Raw genomic sequence first — 16,514 nt, forward strand, 5'->3', positions numbered from 1 at the left:
ATAGAATCAATATATAAGCGAGAATAGTGAATAGTTAAATTACTAACCTGTTCGGTGTAAATCTTTCTTTAAGATCAAATGAATGATATAATAAAAAAACTCAGTATAGAGGTTACCCAATTGCCAGTTTAGGCAATGGGTAGCCTCTTTCGTGTTTTAAGGGAAGTTGCGGAGGGGAAACATTTTGGAGCTTTACACAAACTTGCGCGCCGGTGAAAAAGGTGCTTACTTATCGATAGTGACTTATATTGTCCTAAGTATTTTTAAACTAACAGCAGGATATCTAGGAAATTCAGAAGCCTTAAGGGCAGATGGTCTTAATAATACGACAGACATCATTGCTTCTGTTGCAGTGTTAATCGGGTTACGTATTTCACAGCGACCACCAGATGATGACCACCGATACGGCCACTTTCGTGCCGAAACAATAGCCTCGCTAATTGCTTCCTTTATTATGATATACGTTGGAATCGAGGTATTGATATCTGCGGTAAAGAGTATGACTAATCCTGTGGAAGTAACCCCCGACATACTAACAATCTTTGTCGCCCTAATAAGTGCAGTTATTATGTTTGGCGTCTACAAATATAACTATAATTTGGCTGAAAGGATTAAAAGTACAGCCGTAAAGGCCGCTGCTTATGATAATAGGTCCGATGCTTTTGTAAGTATCGGAACGGCTGTTGGGATTGTAGCAGCAATAATTGGCTTCCCTATTATTGATACGATAACAGCTTTTATCATCGGTATTATAATTATTAAAACTGCAATTGATATATTTAAAGAGGCTGTTTATTTGTTAACAGATGGCTTTGACAGTAAATTTTTAGCTAAAATCCGTGCAGATATAGAAAGAATGCCACAAGTACGTGAAATTACTGAAATTCGAGGCCGTCAGCATGGTGGTATGATGCTAATTGATATAACCATTAGTGTTAATCCGAACTTAAATGTTCGTCGATCACATGATATTTCTAATAAAATTGAACAACATATACAATCTCTTAACAGTGAGGCCGTAACGTTTGTTCACATTGAACCATATGACCCGAAGGAAATAGTCATTTCGGAAGATGATTATCATTTTTAACCAGCACAGAACATAAAAGTCAAAGCCCTTATTTAATAGGGTTTTGACTTTTTTTATAACGTAAAAATATATGTCATACCTTTATTTGAAAAATATAGTTTATAATGTTATATTGATTAAAAATAAGGAATATTCTGTAATTTATGGAGGAGGATTGAAAACTTGCCTAGATTAGCGATTAAAAATCTTTCAAAAAGCTATAAGAAACAAAAAATACTAGATGATATTAGTTTAACCATCGATTCGCCGGGAATCTGGGCTTTGGTTGGGCCAAATGGAGTCGGTAAAACTACTTTCTTAAATGTTATTACTAACATACTTTCCGCTAATTCAGGAAGTGTAGAATTGGTCGGTAAATCAAATAAAAATTTTAAAGTGTTCAAAGAGGTAGCTTATCTTCAAGACAACTCTGTTCTGTTTGAATATTTAACGGGCTATGATCACTTAAAATACGTATGCGAGGTTAATAAAATAAGTAAAACCCGAATAAATGAAGTAACGGAATATGTGGGCATGACCAATTATGTGAAAAAGGTAGTGGGGAATTACTCTCTTGGTATGAAGCAGCACCTATTGCTAGCTATGGCTTTGGTGAATAAGCCCAAGCTATTATTATTGGACGAGCCATTAAATGGTTTAGATCCGACAAGTGCCATTCTCATGCGAAAGATTTTACTAGAGTTGGCAGAGAAGGGTACGACTATTATTCTTTCCTCCCATAATCTTGCGGAAATAGATCGTGTCACCAAACAAATCCTTTTTTTAAAAGACAAAAAAATACTCCAAGTCAATATGGCAGAACACGAATCCATTACCTATTTTCTCACTTTGTCGGATTCTCAAAAAGGGAAGTCCTGTCTTATTAAAAATGGTTTTTTAGTAAGCGAACAGCAGGATAAGCTTAAATTTGAGTTAAAAGAGCAGCCCTTATCCACAGTGTTAAGCATTCTTCAGGAACATCAAATAGAAATCTACGACATCGAAAAGGAAATAACCGGTTCAGAAAAACATTATGAAGAATTATTTGGACTGTGAGGAGCTCAATGTGAAAATATTCCTATTTGAGATCAAGAAGATACTCCATGCAAAGGCATTTATCATCTTCATTCTATTAACTGTGTTATTTATTTGTGGATTATATACTCGAAATGTTCTTCAGCAAGATTTGGTGGCAGCCAATAAGGTACAACAATTCTCCGAACATAGAGGCAATGTGTTTCAGGAAATCGAACGAAACAGACAGGAACTAGAAACAGCCTCAGATCCAGAAGCAGAGAACAAATTAAATGCTGCCCTAAACTTATATGATGAAATAAATGAACTCATTCAAGCTGTACAAGATAAAAAATGGGAAGTAGAGCTGGCAACAGAAATTAAAGTCTATCAATCTGCAATCGCTTATCAAGATATGAATGGCGACTTCAGACAGAGTAAGTCAGACATGTTGGATACAATTTCGCTCAATGAAGAGCTGTTAAAGGAAGGACTGCCAAAGGAGGATTTAAACCTTTCTATTCAGACATCCCTCTTTATGAAAAATGTAGTTGCTCTCCTATTAAATCCTTTTGGATTTTTGGTTCTCTTATTGATTCTTGGGACATCCATTACGAGAGAGTTTGAGGAGAAAAATATACAAATGGTATATGTTTTACCCTTGTCGAGACCCTATTATTTAATGAATAAGTTCGTTAGCTTTTTTGTATTAGGTGTACTTTGGATGTCCATCGTGTTTTTGACTTCTTTTTTACTTCCTTATCTATTTACTGACAACATGGAAAATGGTTTTTCTTATCCATTGACTACAACCGAAGGAAATTTTCTTACATCCGGCAATTACCTCCGAGAAGCGTTTTCCTATAGTTTCGTCTATATGATTTTTTCCGTCGCCTTAATCACTCTAACGGGTTTTTTAGTAAGGAATACAATCATAAGTTATTTGCTTATCATCTTTTTACACATTGGGAACTACATCGTATTGGTGAATGGTTTTGTCTATCAGGTAAACCCATTTACATACGGTATGATTGATCTCGCTGTATTGAATCATAAAACTCAGGTACTTTTTGGAGCAAGTCTCTTATTAGGAGTATCCATCCTTTTAATCCTGGTTGCTATATATATGAGTAAAAGGAGAGGAACTTAGATGAGAGGATTTTTATTTGAGTCTAAAAAGGTACTTAAAAAGAAGACGACATTAATTTCTATTTTCCTCTCCTTTCTAGCTGCCGTTGGTCTTTATATTTTTAATTATGCGGTGGCCGAAGAGGTTCACGAAGGAAATATAACCAGGCTAGAAAGTTATCCTGAGATGTTTACAAATTTCGCAAATGAATCTAGAGCAGAAAAAGACAAGGCTATCGAGGCAGGAGATACCGCCAAAGCGGAAGAGATGGATTCATTTATTAGTCGCTATTTAGAGTCGATTACAAACTATGAAAAAATGATAGAAGCCTATGAGCAAGAAGATTGGATGTTCTTACATGAAAAAGATATTGATAGTTTACAGATATTTGTGGAAGATCCAGAGGCTGCAACATACGGCATTGAGGAACAATTGGTCTCTCATTTTACATTAAGAGCCACTTACGAGGAATTAAAGCTACTGAAGGATATCAACAGTAAGCCTTTTGTTCAAAACACGACAACTCAGCCTCTTCTTGCGACAATCTATGATGATTTTACTGGGACGTCTTTGGAACAGTATCTAACTATGACCAAAAGGTATGGTCGAGAAGGCTTTTCCTTTTTAGTTCAACTTATTCAGCTGTTTTTTATCCCTGCAGTTGTATTGATTGGTTGTTTTATTTTTGGAAACAGCATTGCATCCGAATCAACCAAAAAGAAGAGGGGCCTGAATTTCTATAGAGTGTTACCTTATTCTAGCTTGAAACTATTTTTCACAAAATATATTAGTGGATACATATATCTACTTATTTTTTCTCTCCTTATGTTAGCAATCCCATTAGTTTGTAGCCTCTTCACCAATGGGCTAGGTAGTTTGAAAAATCCGATCCTTGTATATGAAGGTACAAAATCAACAAGTATTTTTGGTAACTCCTTGAATCCTAGAGAAGACCAGTTTCACTTTATAGAATTCCAAGAGTATTTTTGGAAGGTCCTATTATTCTTAATCGTTTTTTCCTTCTTTATGTACTCGCTCTATTTCTTACTTGCCCTTTTGACCAAAAATGCGAGCCTTTCCATGGTTTTGTCAGGGGCGATCACTTATATTGGGATGAACTTTCTTTCTTCTGAATTTAATCCTTTTGTATATACAGATATCCATAGAATTATCACTGGAGAAATAGCTACCCGTACATTTAATTCTGGTTTTACATTTAATACAGGTTTATATATTTCTCTGGCCTTAGGCATTATTCTAACCATTTTGGGTTATGTAACTTTTCGATTTAAAAGACAAGTAACTTGAATAGGAAGCCTTTCATTTGTGTATCTAGGTGCAACTATATATGCATGATTCTCCTTAGCCTTTAATCCCTCTCTATACTAGAAATTTTAAATTACTAGAATAGAGAGGGATTTTTTGGTCATTAATTGGCATGGAAAAATAATTATAGAGTATAATGATAGAGTATTCCTTTTCTTTGGAAAGTCTTACGCTTAGTTTTTTGTAGTTGTGTTAATTTTGTGACAACTTAAATCGCGGTATGCTATATTTATAATTAAAATATATGAACGTGAATAAATAGGAGGATTTTAAATTGTACATAGAATTTGTACTTTTAGCTGTTTCCATTGTAGCTTCCTTTTTCCTTTCCGGAAGTGAAACAGCCTTAATGACAGTAAATAGGACAAAGGTCCAGCTGAAAGCAGAGCAAGGGGAGGTTGCTGCAGTTAAATTACTTGCCCAGCTAATGAAGCCGGACCGAATGATTATAACGATTCTCATTGGTAACACGGTAGCTAATACATCTATGACGTTATTAGCTATATTAATAGCAGACCACTATGATTGGCATATTGGTTGGTCCGTTGTAGTTGTGGCAGCATTTATAATATTATTTTGTGAGGTATTGCCGAAAACCATTGCAGCAACATTTTCTGAAACGATTGTTTACATAGTAGCACCATTTATACGTTTCTTAGTCGCAATTCTTCGTCCTATTACTATCTTGATTTCAGAATTTACAAATATGCTCATCAGAATAGGATCTAATGGGGCAGTAAAAGAAACCATGATTACGAAGGAAGAATTGCTTTCCATGGTGGATCTTGCTTCAAGTGATGGTACGTTTGAGGTAGAGGAGTCGGAGAGAATTAGAGGAATTCTGGACTTTCCAAATAAGGATGTCTCGGATGTTCTTTGTACACATAGAACAGACGTGGTAGGTATCCCAATAGAAGCTACTTACGAAGAAGTAAGAGATATCATTTTAGAACACTCATATACGCGCTATCCTATATATGAAGAGAGCTTAGACACGATTGTTGGGATGTTCTATTCGAGAATGCTAATAGAATGGTCTATAGAACCGTCACTTACGCTAGAGGAAATTGTTGATAAAGAACCATTGTTTGTCGTACAAACATTAAGTGTAGAAAAAGTATTTAAGTTGATGCTCAACAAGAAGAAGCATATGGCCATCGTTTTAGATGAATACGGGGGTACACTTGGTATTGTTACGCATGAAGATTTAATAGAAGAAATGATTGGCCAAGAAATTGAGGATGAGACGGATGAGGATGAAGAAATCCTTCTGTTTGAACAATCGCAAAACCATCTGGTATGCTCCGGACGTTTTGAAATTGAAGACCTAAATGAAATGTTCGAGCTTTCTATTGAAACAGAAAATGATACAATAGGTGGTCTCGTTTTAGAACAGCTCGGTCATGTACCAGAAGAAAATGAAAAGTTCCGTTTTGAAAACCTGTATATAGAAATAAACGAAATGGATCGCAATAGAATTGTACGAGTAACGATTACAAAGGATTCAGAGGAAGATACTACCGAAACACAAGAGGATTAAATTCTCTTGTGTTTTTTTATTTAGGTGCCATTTTTAATTGGTTTTTTATAGAAGACAATGCAATAGATCGAACTAAAAGTATACAGTGGTTATATTATCTATTTTATTTTAGTAATTGTGGGTTGTACTTCACTTAATACATCAATAAAATGATTGCCTGTTACATATAAGTGATGTTCAAGAGTAGAATCTTCTGGTAACGGAAGACTACCGTCAATACTTTTATACCAGGATTCAAAACTTGAATTTTCTACTTTGTAAAAAGTAGAATCGTACAAGTGATTTGGCAAACCAGCGTCTTTCCTTTCCTTGTAAATTTCACCAAAAAGGTTTTCCAAATCCGATCTTATATGTTCTTCCAAAATGCGAAAATGACGAACTGGATAAAAATAATTCTCGTCTTGCTTATATGTGAATTTAAATTCCTGTACAGGGTTGTTGAGTGTACATGTTGCGAATGTTAATTCGAATTTTTCAAAATCATAATGCATGGATACTAAGTCCATTGGTTCTTTAAAACGGTCAAATGGATTGTTTTGTATTGGTTCCCAAGTTATTAATTTTCCATTTTCCAAAATTATATTCCTCCTAGGAAGTTAGTGGTTGGCTTTGGCCGCTAGTAGATAGTGCAGGTTGGTTGATGCGTACTTTACTACATGATACCTTTCTTGTTTCTTACACGTTTGTAATTTTTCTGAAAGAGAATCCGATGGAGGGTAAGGTTAGGATTTGGCATTATATAGTTATAAGAAAAGCCAACCGGAGGATATTAAAAATGCAAATTACAATTGAGAATATATATGAAGAATATAACCGTTACATATACTACCTATGTCTGAAACTGACTAAAAACCCTGTAGAAGCAGAAGATTTAATGCAAGAGGTATGGATGAAAGTTGTAAGGTACGAGTCTTATATGAAGGAAGTAGACCACGTAAAAGCATGGTTAACAACTATTTGTATGAATACATTCCGCGACCGTTACCGTAAGCAAGTAAGACGCAGTAAATACGTTGCAAATCAACCTGATCAGTTAGATATTTCATTGCTGGACCTCATTGCTTCAGATGTTTTATCAGTAGAGGAGCAGCTAGAAAAAGAAGACGTTTGTGAAATTGTCCGCACTAAGATTTCTGAACTAGATGCTATTTATCAAAAGACTGTCATGTATTTCTATGTACATCAATTTTCACTAAATGAAATTGCAGAGGTTATGAAAGTGTCTATAGGAACTGTAAAATCACGCTTATTCCGAGCAAAACAACGTCTAAAAGAAATGATTATGAATGACGATCTAGCAAAAGAATCATTAGCTTTTGCGTAAAATATGTATAAATAAGGACGTGAAATCTTGATGAAGGTTTCACGTTTTAGTATTTTTTAGTTAGGCAATAAATTCAATTGAATGAAATCGATGACAAAAGCGGTGATTATTATGAACTTTTTATTTGTGCCGATTGTAGCAGTAGGCTGCGACTCCAATGGGAAGAATGATAAGACACGTACGTTATATTTATAAAAAGGCAAAGAGCTTGGAATAGCAAACCCAAGTTCGTTTTTCTATTTTAATTAGTCTTTGTTAGTAGATTGGGAAGTATGAACATTTTGCTCAACGGGATAATTGCTAGCCTCAATTTTAATCCTTGATATTACTTCTTCTTCATTAAGCTCAGTAGGTTCAACGCTATAGCGCAGCTGATCGATGAGCTCACTTACCTCATACCACTCCATCAAATCGTCCGGATACTCTAAATCAGATGCAATAATCCGATACATCATGTAAGCCAAATCAAATATCGCAGAATGACTATTAGCCTCTAGTATTTTAGCTGCTAAATGACCTAAATAATCTCTTGTACATGTTTCAATGGTTGGTGCTTGTATTGATAACTCTTGTAAAGCCCTTTTGAAATAAACTTCCACTTCGAAAATACTCTCATTATATGAGATGGAAGAAACTATATTTACGGATGATGATGATATATCGTTTGCTAATAAGTTATGGGACCAATTCACATAGTCCTTAGTGGTCACAGTTCTTTTTTGTATTTTATAAAATAGAGCATTGGTTTTCACTGTATTAATCTCCTTAAATAATAATCTCTTTTATAACTTTATACACGATGAACAAAAAAATTTCTATGCAATATGTTATAGAAATAGCTGTTAGTGTTCTGCTTTGAGATATGCTATTATTGTAAAAAAAATAGAGGGGTAAGACACTATGAATTATATAATCCAATTGTTCAGCTACATGCCGAGCTTGTAGGGTGCGCTATTGCCATTCCTTGAAGCAACTTGCAAGCTCGGGTTTCTCAAGGGAGCTGATACAATATGAAAAATCGTTCGAAATCTTACACTCGCCATCAGCGAGAGCGAGCCATTCAAAAAAAGATAGGAATCGTAAGAAACGTTTTTAATTGGGACGACAACGAAGAAAAATTTCTGCCCGTAAGAGGTAAGTTTAACAAAGGCAAGGTTCATTGTTCTTGTTGGATGTGCCGTTATGAACAAAATCTTGGGATTCCAAAAGCCAAATATCAAGCAAAGTGGCATGCTATGAAAAAAGAGATAGACTTAGAGTTAACTGTCGATATGGGAGATAACTAACGTTTCCAGTCAAAAGAATATGCAAAAAAGCTGATCGCGATACTTCTCACGATCAGCTTTTTAATGTTTATCAGGTTAAAGTTTTACTCTTCAATAATTTCTTTCCCTGTAGAGAACCATTCTTCAACGTTCCAAACCTTTGTCGCTAAGCCCTCATAAAATTCAGGCTCATGGCTGACAAGAACAATTGTGCCTTTGAATTCCTTCATTGCACGTTTCAACTCTTCTTTTGCATGAATATCTAAATGGTTAGTTGGCTCATCGAAAATTAGCCAATTACTTTCTTCCATCATTAGCTTACATAAACGAACCTTCGCTTGCTCACCACCACTTAAACTGGAAAGAGGGCGAGTAATGTGTTCACTTTTAAGTCCGGTGCGTGCCAATGCTGCTCGAACCTGGCTTTGCTCCATGCTTGGATAAGTTTCCCATACAGACTCAATTGGTGTAATGTTACCAGCTTTTACTTCTTGTTCAAAGTAAGAAGGGAAGAGGAAGTCGCCTCGGATTACTTTTCCACCAATTGGAGGGATTTTCCCTAGCATGGTTTTTAGTAAGGTAGATTTACCAATACCATTCATCCCTACAAGGGCAATTTTCTCTCCGCGCTCTATCGTAAACGTTAAAGGGGGAAGAAGTGCCTTGTCGTAACCAATCTCTAAATGCTCCGCTTCAATGACATAACGCCCAGAGCTACGAGACTCCTTAAAGCCGAACTCTGGCTTCGCTGCAGTCTCAGGACGGTCAATACGCTCAATGCGATCCAATTGTTTTTGGCGAGACTTAGCCCGTCCAGTTGTAGAGTAGCGTGCTTTGTTTTTAGCGATGAATTCCTCTTGTTTTTTGATGAAATCCTGTTGTTTTTCATAAGCGTCCAGATGCTGTCTTTTATTTAGCTCCGCAAGCTCTAAGAATTTTTCATAGGAAGCTGTGTAGCGTGTTAGCTTCGAGAATTCTAAATGGAAAATGACATCTACAATTCCATTCATGAATTCTGTATCATGAGAAATTAATAAGAATGCATGTGGATAGTTTTTAAGATAGTTGGATAACCAATTTACATGCTCTTCATCTAAATAGTTAGTAGGCTCATCTAGTAAAAGAACTTTTGGCTTTTCCAATAAAAGCTTGGCAAGTAAAACCTTTGTACGCTGACCACCAGATAATGCCTCTACTGGACGGTCTAGTCCGATTGCATCTAGACCAAGTCCTCTAGCAACCTCTTCGATCTTCATATCTAGTGAATAGAAGTCTCCAGCATCCAGTGCATCTTGAATTTCTGCCATTTGTTCGAGTAACACTTCAAGCTCTTCAGGTGTAGCATCACCCATTTTTCCAATAATCTCGTTAAGCTCTTCTTCCTTTTTATAAAGAGGTAAGAAGGCATCACGAAGTGTATCGAACATGGAACGCCCTGGCTGTAAGCGTGTATGCTGATCTAAATATCCATAATGCGTACCTGGAAGCCATTCTACTCGACCCTCGTCATATATAATCTCTCCCGTTAAAATGCTCATCAATGTTGATTTTCCAACACCATTTGCCCCAACTAGTCCTACGTGTTCACCCTCAACTAAGCGAAATGAAACCTCTTTAAATAATGTACGATCACCGAATGTATGTCCCAAATTTACTACGTTTAACATATGATTTTTTCCTCCAAAAAGAAAGCTCGCAAAACTGATAAAACGATTATTTTCTCTGTATCTTTGCTTAAAAAAGCATCGCAAAGACATTTTCTTCTGCATATGTTCTGCAGAAATGCAGGCAGGTCAAGTCACCATGCTTCAGCCTTTCCAGGGGATAGGCGTCCATCTGTTAACTATGTCCTGTCTGCAAACAGAAAAAATACGTTTTACAGTTCAGCGAGCTGTTTGTTTAGTTTAGCAAGGTCTTCTTCCATTTGTGCTAGTCTACGCTCAGCATTCTCGACTTGAGTAGGATGTCCATTTGATTCAAGCTTTTCCATGTCACCTTGTAATCGAATATAGTCCATTTTTAACTCAGCGATTTGTGTCTGCAGCTGTTGTTTTGTCATGAATGTTCACCTTCAGCTTTTTGCTCCATTGTAGCACAAAAATTAACTTAATGCGCAATTTCTTCTTCCTCTTTTTTGGAGACTATCAATTGTTCTATGAGTTCCACTACATCTGTAAGGTGATTGCTAAAATCTAGTTGCTTTTGTTTATATTTGTAGGCATTTTTGCGATTCTCGTGGAGAATGATTTCCATTATTGCATTTTGCAAGTAGGATTGTTTTATCTTTCTTCCGAGTCCCAGATTTGTAAAACCATGCTTCTCAGTAGGAAAACCGTAGTTAACCTCTTCCTCATGCGCACATAGGACAATACATGGTACCTGGAATTGTGAAACTAAATAAGGCACATAGGATCCCGAGCTAATCACGATATCGCTTAATGGAATATAAATTTCCGGTTCATTCGTTTTAATAATGCCGATAGATTTCCTTGTGAGAGCGAAACGTTTTAGCTCCGTTACATCATGCTTATATTGATCATTTACAAGTACACTGATGCGCAATGGAATATGGAGCTGTACTAGATGCCGAAGTGTTCGGTACGTTAAGTTTTCGGGATCCTCATGTGGAAAAGCGACCACTATATGCGGAGGTAAGTCCGGCATGTTATTATTTTTATAAACGATCTTGTGTACGGGAATGTAGCCAGTTGGCCCATATACATAATTCTCCTTGGAAATTTCTTTAGGAGTTTCATAGAGTGCTTGAAAGACAATATCAGCAAGTAATCCGCCATCTCCATGATCATCAAAATGAACCAGGCATCGGTTATCCTTTTTTAATCTTTTAATGAGGTCTTTCTCAGAATTACCACTATCGTGAATGATACAATCCGGCTGGAAGGAGTCCATCTCTGCTACTAATTGAGCATTTGTTTTATACAAGAAAGGTTTAATCTGCTTTTTTTCTAAGTAGTAAATGAGGCTTGTATTAGTAGAAGGAACAAAAACTTTGTTTTCCTTCATCTCCATTGCAGAAAGAAGGCTATTTGCACGATCGGCAGGATACAATCCACGATGAGGCAGCGTGTTTAATAAATAAGCAAGTTTCAAATTTCATCATCTTCCTTTCAGACATATTCCTTCTATTGTATGGGGACGGGCAGGGGGATATGACAATTTGGCTAGGAAAGTGATGACTACATTTAAGAGGAGGTATAAAAGTGACTAAAAGAACAGCTATAGTAGTTGGAGCGACGGGCTTTACAGGTCAATTTTTAGTAAAGCAGCTCTGTGAGAGTGATGAATATACAGCAATTTCAATTATTGCTAGAAGGAAACCTGATTTTAATCATCCAAAGCTTGACGTAAGGGTAAAGGATTTTGAGCAACTGGAGGAAAAGGATCTAGAAATTGCAGATGACTTGTTTTGTTGTTTAGGGACTACGATAAAAAAAGCTAAGTCGAAAGAAAATTTTCAAAAAGTGGATTTTGAGTACCCTCTACAAATTGCTTCCCTAGCAAAAAAGAGAGGTGTACCTAATTTTCATGTAATTTCTGCGGTCGGATCAAACAAAAAGTCTCCTTTTTTCTATAGTCAGGTAAAGGGCAAACTAGAGGAAGAGTTAATAGCACTAAATATGCCGAGTCTCTCCATTTTTAAGCCATCTCTAATAATCGGTGGGAGAGAGGAATTCAGATTAGGTGAACGTCTATCCGAAGGTTTATTTAAAGTGTTAAACCCAGTGCTGACAGGTCCCTTTAAAAAGATGAGGGCAGTCGAAGGACACCAGCTTGCCTTTGCTATGTATCATTACGCCCTTCATGGTCAGAGGAATAAGGTGAATATTTATCAAAACATAGATATTTTAAATGCTAAACAAATCGAAGTGAAGGAAGAACAGCCTATTTCTAGAGAAGACCTTTTTAATTGGGAGAAAAGAGAAGGTATTTTTGTTGATAAGGAAAAAAAGGATTAGTAAGAAAGATGCTATTGTCGTTCATGCAAGAAGTGCATATACTGCATTAAACTAGGTAATCCCGTATTTACAGGGATAAAACTGGGTGTAGCCCAGAAGGGAGCTATTTCAGTCAAAAGGATGAACTTCATCAAACAGGAACTTTTCTACTAAAATGGAGCTATTTTTTTGATATAATAAGAACGGAAAAAGGAGGTTCTGTTAAGGTGAAAATTCTATTGGTAGACGGAACAATTATCGGAACAAAAACAGGTGTATTATTAGAACAAGTGAAAGAATATATAGAAGAAATCAATAAAGACTATACATTGGAAATCATCAAGCTTTCTAATTATGAGCATCAATTTGTGGACGGGCGACCATTTCAACAATATAACGATGACATGAAGCTATTGGTTAGTAAATTTGATCAAGCAGACGGGTTTATTTTTGCGACGCCTATTTTTCAAGGATCTATTCCAGGCGTATTAAAAAATACCTTCGACTTCTTGCATCCAAAATCTATGCGTTACAAGCCGGTTTCCATCGTAGCTAACGGAGGTACATTCCAGCATCATCTAGTGGTAGAAAACCAGTTGAAGCCTATTCTAGATTATTTTAAATGCTTAGTTACTCCAAACTACGTGTACACGCAAACTAGTCACTTTGATGAAAACAACAAAATCATTGATAAGGATGTCCATGCTCGATTAAAGGAACTTGCTCGCGTATTTGTTTTATATGCAGATATGAGCAACAGCCTAACAAAAGAGGCAACGATTCGAATAAATTAATTGCTTTCCCTATGCTCTAGTAATGGGGAAGACAGACCCTAGACTGTAAACAATCTTTCAAAGTTGTTTATAGTCTTTTTTTATGCTCATTTTCATTTACCTACTCAGCTAATTTTCAGAAAAAAATAATGTTTTCGATGAACTTTTTCTGTGTTCGTGTGTCTAATGTATAGAAGAAAGCTAAAAAGGGGTGTCCATGTGGAGGAGTTAGAAATTGCAAAGAAAGCGATACAAAGAGATGAGCAGGCTTTTTTGCAATTAATGCAGAAGCATAAGGCTGCTCTTTATCGTACAGCATATGCTTTTTTAAAAAACGAGCATGATGCGATAGAGGCAATGCAGGAAGTCACGTTTCGAGCCTATCAAAAAATACATACCGTAAAGGAACCAAACTATATAAAAACCTGGCTGGTCCGAATCATGATTAATTACTGCCAAACACAGTTAAAGAAAAACAAACGATTCCTGTCTAGCGATTTTCTTCAGGAGCAAAGGTATGACGAGAATAGCTCCTACTTAGACATAGAGGAAGCAATCTCGACCTTGTCAGAGAAGGAACAGCAGCTCATTTATATGAAATACTATCAAGACTCTAAGATTAAAGAAATTGCTGAAATAGAAAGTATACCTGAAGGTACTGTAAAATCGAGGCTCCATAAAGCACTTAAATCATTAAGGGATTTTCTGACGGAGAAAGGAGGGACCGATCATGTATGAGCGAGAGGAAGAGATGATAAACAAATCGAAGAAACGGTTAGAGGAGATTACTATCCCTGATGAATCAATAGATAATGCCATTCTAGATGGTCTGCGAAAAGCAAAGGCAAAAAAGCGTAAACAGAAACAAACGATTTGGGCGCTTGCAGTGGCAGCAATACTGATGATTTCATTTGTGACTTCTATACGTGTTTCACCTGCCTTTGCAAGTGCAGTAGCATCAATCCCAGGACTAGAACGATTTGTTCATGTACTTCAGCCTGAGTTTGATAAAGGTCTTGAAGCAATCATCGAAAACCAATACTATGAGCCAGTTGGTATTAGTCAGACGAAGGATCATATTACTTTCACGTTAGATGGAGTAATTATAGACGAGACTGGAGCGGAGATTTTTTATACGCTCGAGGCATCCAGGTCGATAGAAAATATAGAATATACCGATATAAAGTTATTTAATGGTGATAAAGAACTAACCGGTTCAATAAGTTACAATTCTCCCAATCAAAAAGAAGATAATCGAAAAGTAGACAAATTTAGTTTTACCTTTAGTGAGATAGAGAAATTTGATACAAAAAATTTTACAATTAATTTTGATATAGAAGAAGGAGGAAACAATACAAACTTTGAAGTTCCATTTACGATTAAAAATGATTTAATGAGCGGTAAAGTATATGAGGTAAATAAGGAAGTAGTGATAGATAGGCAGAGAGTCTTCATAAAAGAAATAAAAGTTTACCCACTTCGAGTAGCTCTTACGATGCGCTTTGACGAAGGCAACGATATGTTATTTCTTCAATTTGAGGACTTACGACTGGAGGATGAAAAAGGAGAAGAATGGAGCTCTATAAGAAATGGTGCCACCGGCTTTGGCGGAGTTGAAGATATAGAGAAGACTTATTTTCTGCAAAGTAACTATTTTAAGGAGCCAAAGGAGCTATATTTAAAGTTTGATAAGGTGCAGGTACTGCCGAAAGAGGAAAGCTACCTATTGATTGATTTTGATAAAAAGGAAGTTTTAAATCAGCCATCTTTTGAAAAAATAGAAGTTACGAAAATTGTATCGGAAGGTTTGGAGCTGAGATATAAACCGATGAAAGAAAAACATACTTATTCATTGTTCTCACAGGGAGAGAACGCTAATGGAGACATAGTAGATATAACTTCTCAATCAAGTTGGCATTACGAAGAATACCAATATGCCGAAATTCAGCTAGAAGGGAATATGATCAACCCAATAAAGCTGCCGTTTTATGCTTATCCAAATTATTTAAAGGGCTCCGCATCGATTCAGATAAAATGAAAAACAATAGTCAAATGAGCTTGGAGAATTTGTTCCAGGCTCATTTTTTCTGTCTATTCATTTTGGAAAGGAATTTTTAACTCATCCCAAAGCTCTCCTTGAGCCCACTCATGTCCATGTTCACGAATAAATGTTATATCGTTTTGATAATGCTCAACATGGCCTTCATCTATCATCTTTTGAAAAGCAATGTCACCTTCATTGGCTTTTCTTTGAATGGTTTTACACAAACCTTCTAACCGTAGCAATACCATCTCCAAATATCCCTCATCTAACTCTCCACCGTAGGATTCAAAAAACAATTTAACTCTTTGTTTTATACGGCTGGCATGCTGTAAGGAGTTATAAGCAACAGCTTCACCTGTTTCAGAATGATATACTCTACTTAGAGGGACGCAAGTATAAAGAGTATAGGCTATATCCCACAATTTTGGACCAGGAGCAGCTACATCAAAATCAATAATGCCTACTGGTCTCTTGCGATTAAATATAATGTTGTAGATTGCAAAATCATTATGGCAGATTACTTCAAATGGCTTTGGGGTATTATCTATTGAACTCCAACCTTCTTCAATTGAAAAGTCATTCACACAATCGTGATAAAGTCGGAGCATCTTCGCTATTTCCTCTAAAACGTCATTAGACCACATGTATTCTTTTAAAGGATAGTTGCCAGCTTCACCTTCTATAAAAGATAATATTTCTCTTCCTTTTTCATCGATTCCTAAAAACTTTGGTGCATAACTGTAACCTTTGTTCTCTAAATGCTTTAATAACTTGTGAATTTTATGGCTATAAGGCTTTAATTCTCTACGAACACTATCTCCCGAACGATAAACATTCGTGACGTTTCCTCCTGTTAGAATTTCTTCGTTCTCATGGTTTGCCATCTTTATATTCCTCCTCCATATGACTTTCTCTAAAGCACATACAAATCCCAGTTGTTTATAGCCCTATATTTAAATTAAATAAATATCCAATGTGGTTAATCAGCTTTCCTTTAGCAGAGTCTTATTTACAAGTGAGATATATTTTATAAACATTCTCATTCTTGCTCTAAATTTTAATTTAACTTTAGCA

At 36.1% G+C, this 16,514-nt stretch carries 17 protein-coding genes; 11 read left to right on the forward strand and 6 right to left on the reverse strand.

The features are described from left to right. Positions 1-184: 184 nt before the first annotated feature. From MKY09_RS02630 to MKY09_RS02650, 5 genes are all read left to right on the forward strand, one after another. Complete coding sequence (locus tag MKY09_RS02630; RefSeq protein ID WP_342567509.1) at positions 185-1,090, forward strand: cation diffusion facilitator family transporter; 906 nt, start codon at positions 185-187, stop codon at positions 1,088-1,090. 162 nt (positions 1,091-1,252) lie between these two features. Beyond that, on the forward strand, positions 1,253-2,125 hold the full coding sequence (locus MKY09_RS02635; RefSeq protein WP_342567510.1) for an ABC transporter ATP-binding protein: 873 nt from the start codon (positions 1,253-1,255) through the stop codon (positions 2,123-2,125). Between the two features lie 10 nt (positions 2,126-2,135). Next, positions 2,136-3,233 carry an ABC transporter permease subunit gene (locus tag MKY09_RS02640; RefSeq protein ID WP_342567511.1) on the forward strand — a complete coding sequence of 366 codons (1,098 nt, stop codon included), beginning with the start codon at positions 2,136-2,138 and terminating at the stop codon, positions 3,231-3,233. Next, positions 3,234-4,520, forward strand: coding sequence for an ABC transporter permease (locus MKY09_RS02645; protein WP_342567512.1), 1,287 nt, complete (start codon positions 3,234-3,236; stop codon positions 4,518-4,520). Positions 4,521-4,812: 292 nt separating this feature from the next. Next, complete coding sequence (locus MKY09_RS02650; protein WP_240949787.1) at positions 4,813-6,078, forward strand: CNNM domain-containing protein; 1,266 nt, start codon at positions 4,813-4,815, stop codon at positions 6,076-6,078. A gap of 98 nt (positions 6,079-6,176) precedes the next feature. Here the strand turns inward: MKY09_RS02650 and MKY09_RS02655 are convergent, their stop codons facing one another. Next, positions 6,177-6,653 (reverse strand): hypothetical protein, encoded by a 477-nt coding sequence (locus MKY09_RS02655; protein ID WP_342567513.1) that lies wholly within the window; start codon positions 6,651-6,653, stop codon positions 6,177-6,179. A 200-nt stretch (positions 6,654-6,853) separates the two neighbouring features. On the opposite strand from MKY09_RS02655, the gene MKY09_RS02660 reads away from it, so the two are divergent. Continuing rightward, positions 6,854-7,402, forward strand: coding sequence for an RNA polymerase sigma factor (locus MKY09_RS02660; RefSeq protein ID WP_169360847.1), 549 nt, complete (start codon positions 6,854-6,856; stop codon positions 7,400-7,402). A gap of 245 nt (positions 7,403-7,647) precedes the next feature. Here MKY09_RS02660 and MKY09_RS02665 read toward each other — a convergent pair whose 3' ends face one another. After that, positions 7,648-8,154 (reverse strand): hypothetical protein, encoded by a 507-nt coding sequence (locus MKY09_RS02665; RefSeq protein WP_342567514.1) that lies wholly within the window; start codon positions 8,152-8,154, stop codon positions 7,648-7,650. Between the two features lie 258 nt (positions 8,155-8,412). Between MKY09_RS02665 and MKY09_RS02670 the strand changes: the two genes are divergently transcribed. Beyond that, complete coding sequence (locus MKY09_RS02670) at positions 8,413-8,688, forward strand: hypothetical protein (protein WP_298473675.1); 276 nt, start codon at positions 8,413-8,415, stop codon at positions 8,686-8,688. A gap of 83 nt (positions 8,689-8,771) precedes the next feature. Here MKY09_RS02670 and MKY09_RS02675 read toward each other — a convergent pair whose 3' ends face one another. The 3 genes from MKY09_RS02675 to MKY09_RS02685 all read right to left on the reverse strand — a co-directional run bounded on the left by MKY09_RS02675 (position 8,772) and on the right by MKY09_RS02685 (position 11,778). After that, a complete protein-coding gene (locus MKY09_RS02675; RefSeq protein ID WP_169360850.1) occupies positions 8,772-10,334 on the reverse strand; it encodes an ABC-F family ATP-binding cassette domain-containing protein in 1,563 nt (520 codons plus the stop codon). Between the two features lie 209 nt (positions 10,335-10,543). Continuing rightward, a complete protein-coding gene (locus tag MKY09_RS02680) occupies positions 10,544-10,726 on the reverse strand; it encodes an SE1832 family protein (RefSeq protein WP_169360851.1) in 183 nt (60 codons plus the stop codon). A gap of 47 nt (positions 10,727-10,773) precedes the next feature. Continuing rightward, positions 10,774-11,778, reverse strand: coding sequence for a hypothetical protein (locus MKY09_RS02685; protein WP_342567515.1), 1,005 nt, complete (start codon positions 11,776-11,778; stop codon positions 10,774-10,776). A 110-nt stretch (positions 11,779-11,888) separates the two neighbouring features. On the opposite strand from MKY09_RS02685, the gene MKY09_RS02690 reads away from it, so the two are divergent. From MKY09_RS02690 to MKY09_RS02705, 4 genes are all read left to right on the forward strand, one after another. Continuing rightward, positions 11,889-12,644 carry an oxidoreductase gene (locus tag MKY09_RS02690; RefSeq protein ID WP_342567516.1) on the forward strand — a complete coding sequence of 252 codons (756 nt, stop codon included), beginning with the start codon at positions 11,889-11,891 and terminating at the stop codon, positions 12,642-12,644. Between the two features lie 206 nt (positions 12,645-12,850). Continuing rightward, entirely contained in the window at positions 12,851-13,417 is a 567-nt protein-coding gene (locus tag MKY09_RS02695; RefSeq protein WP_169360854.1) for an NADPH-dependent FMN reductase, read from the forward strand. Between the two features lie 198 nt (positions 13,418-13,615). Next, positions 13,616-14,134, forward strand: coding sequence for a sigma-70 family RNA polymerase sigma factor (locus tag MKY09_RS02700; protein ID WP_298473686.1), 519 nt, complete (start codon positions 13,616-13,618; stop codon positions 14,132-14,134). Continuing rightward, positions 14,127-15,434 (forward strand): DUF4179 domain-containing protein, encoded by a 1,308-nt coding sequence (locus MKY09_RS02705; RefSeq protein ID WP_298473689.1) that lies wholly within the window; start codon positions 14,127-14,129, stop codon positions 15,432-15,434. The genes MKY09_RS02700 and MKY09_RS02705 overlap by 8 nt, the downstream gene beginning before the upstream one ends. 53 nt (positions 15,435-15,487) lie before the next feature. Here the strand turns inward: MKY09_RS02705 and MKY09_RS02710 are convergent, their stop codons facing one another. Continuing rightward, entirely contained in the window at positions 15,488-16,324 is an 837-nt protein-coding gene (locus MKY09_RS02710; RefSeq protein ID WP_298473691.1) for a phosphotransferase, read from the reverse strand. Between the last annotated feature and the right edge of the window lie 190 nt (positions 16,325-16,514).

The sequence above is a fragment of the Psychrobacillus sp. FSL K6-4046 genome, assembly GCF_038624605.1.
Lineage (GTDB): Bacteria > Bacillota > Bacilli > Bacillales_A > Planococcaceae > Psychrobacillus.

Bases quoted from the DNA above. Each gene is read 5' to 3' on its own strand.
- MKY09_RS02645 (WP_342567512.1), top strand. From the start codon at position 3,234: ATGAGAGGATTTTTATTTGAGTCTAAAAAGGTACTTAAAAAGAAGACG.
- MKY09_RS02660 (WP_169360847.1), top strand. From the start codon at position 6,854: ATGCAAATTACAATTGAGAATATATATGAAGAATATAACCGTTACATA.
- MKY09_RS02670 (WP_298473675.1), top strand. From the start codon at position 8,413: ATGAAAAATCGTTCGAAATCTTACACTCGCCATCAGCGAGAGCGAGCC.
- MKY09_RS02675 (WP_169360850.1), bottom strand. From the start codon at position 10,334: ATGTTAAACGTAGTAAATTTGGGACATACATTCGGTGATCGTACATTA.
- MKY09_RS02680 (WP_169360851.1), bottom strand. From the start codon at position 10,726: ATGACAAAACAACAGCTGCAGACACAAATCGCTGAGTTAAAAATGGAC.
- MKY09_RS02705 (WP_298473689.1), top strand. From the start codon at position 14,127: ATGTATGAGCGAGAGGAAGAGATGATAAACAAATCGAAGAAACGGTTA.
- MKY09_RS02710 (WP_298473691.1), bottom strand. From the start codon at position 16,324: ATGGCAAACCATGAGAACGAAGAAATTCTAACAGGAGGAAACGTCACG.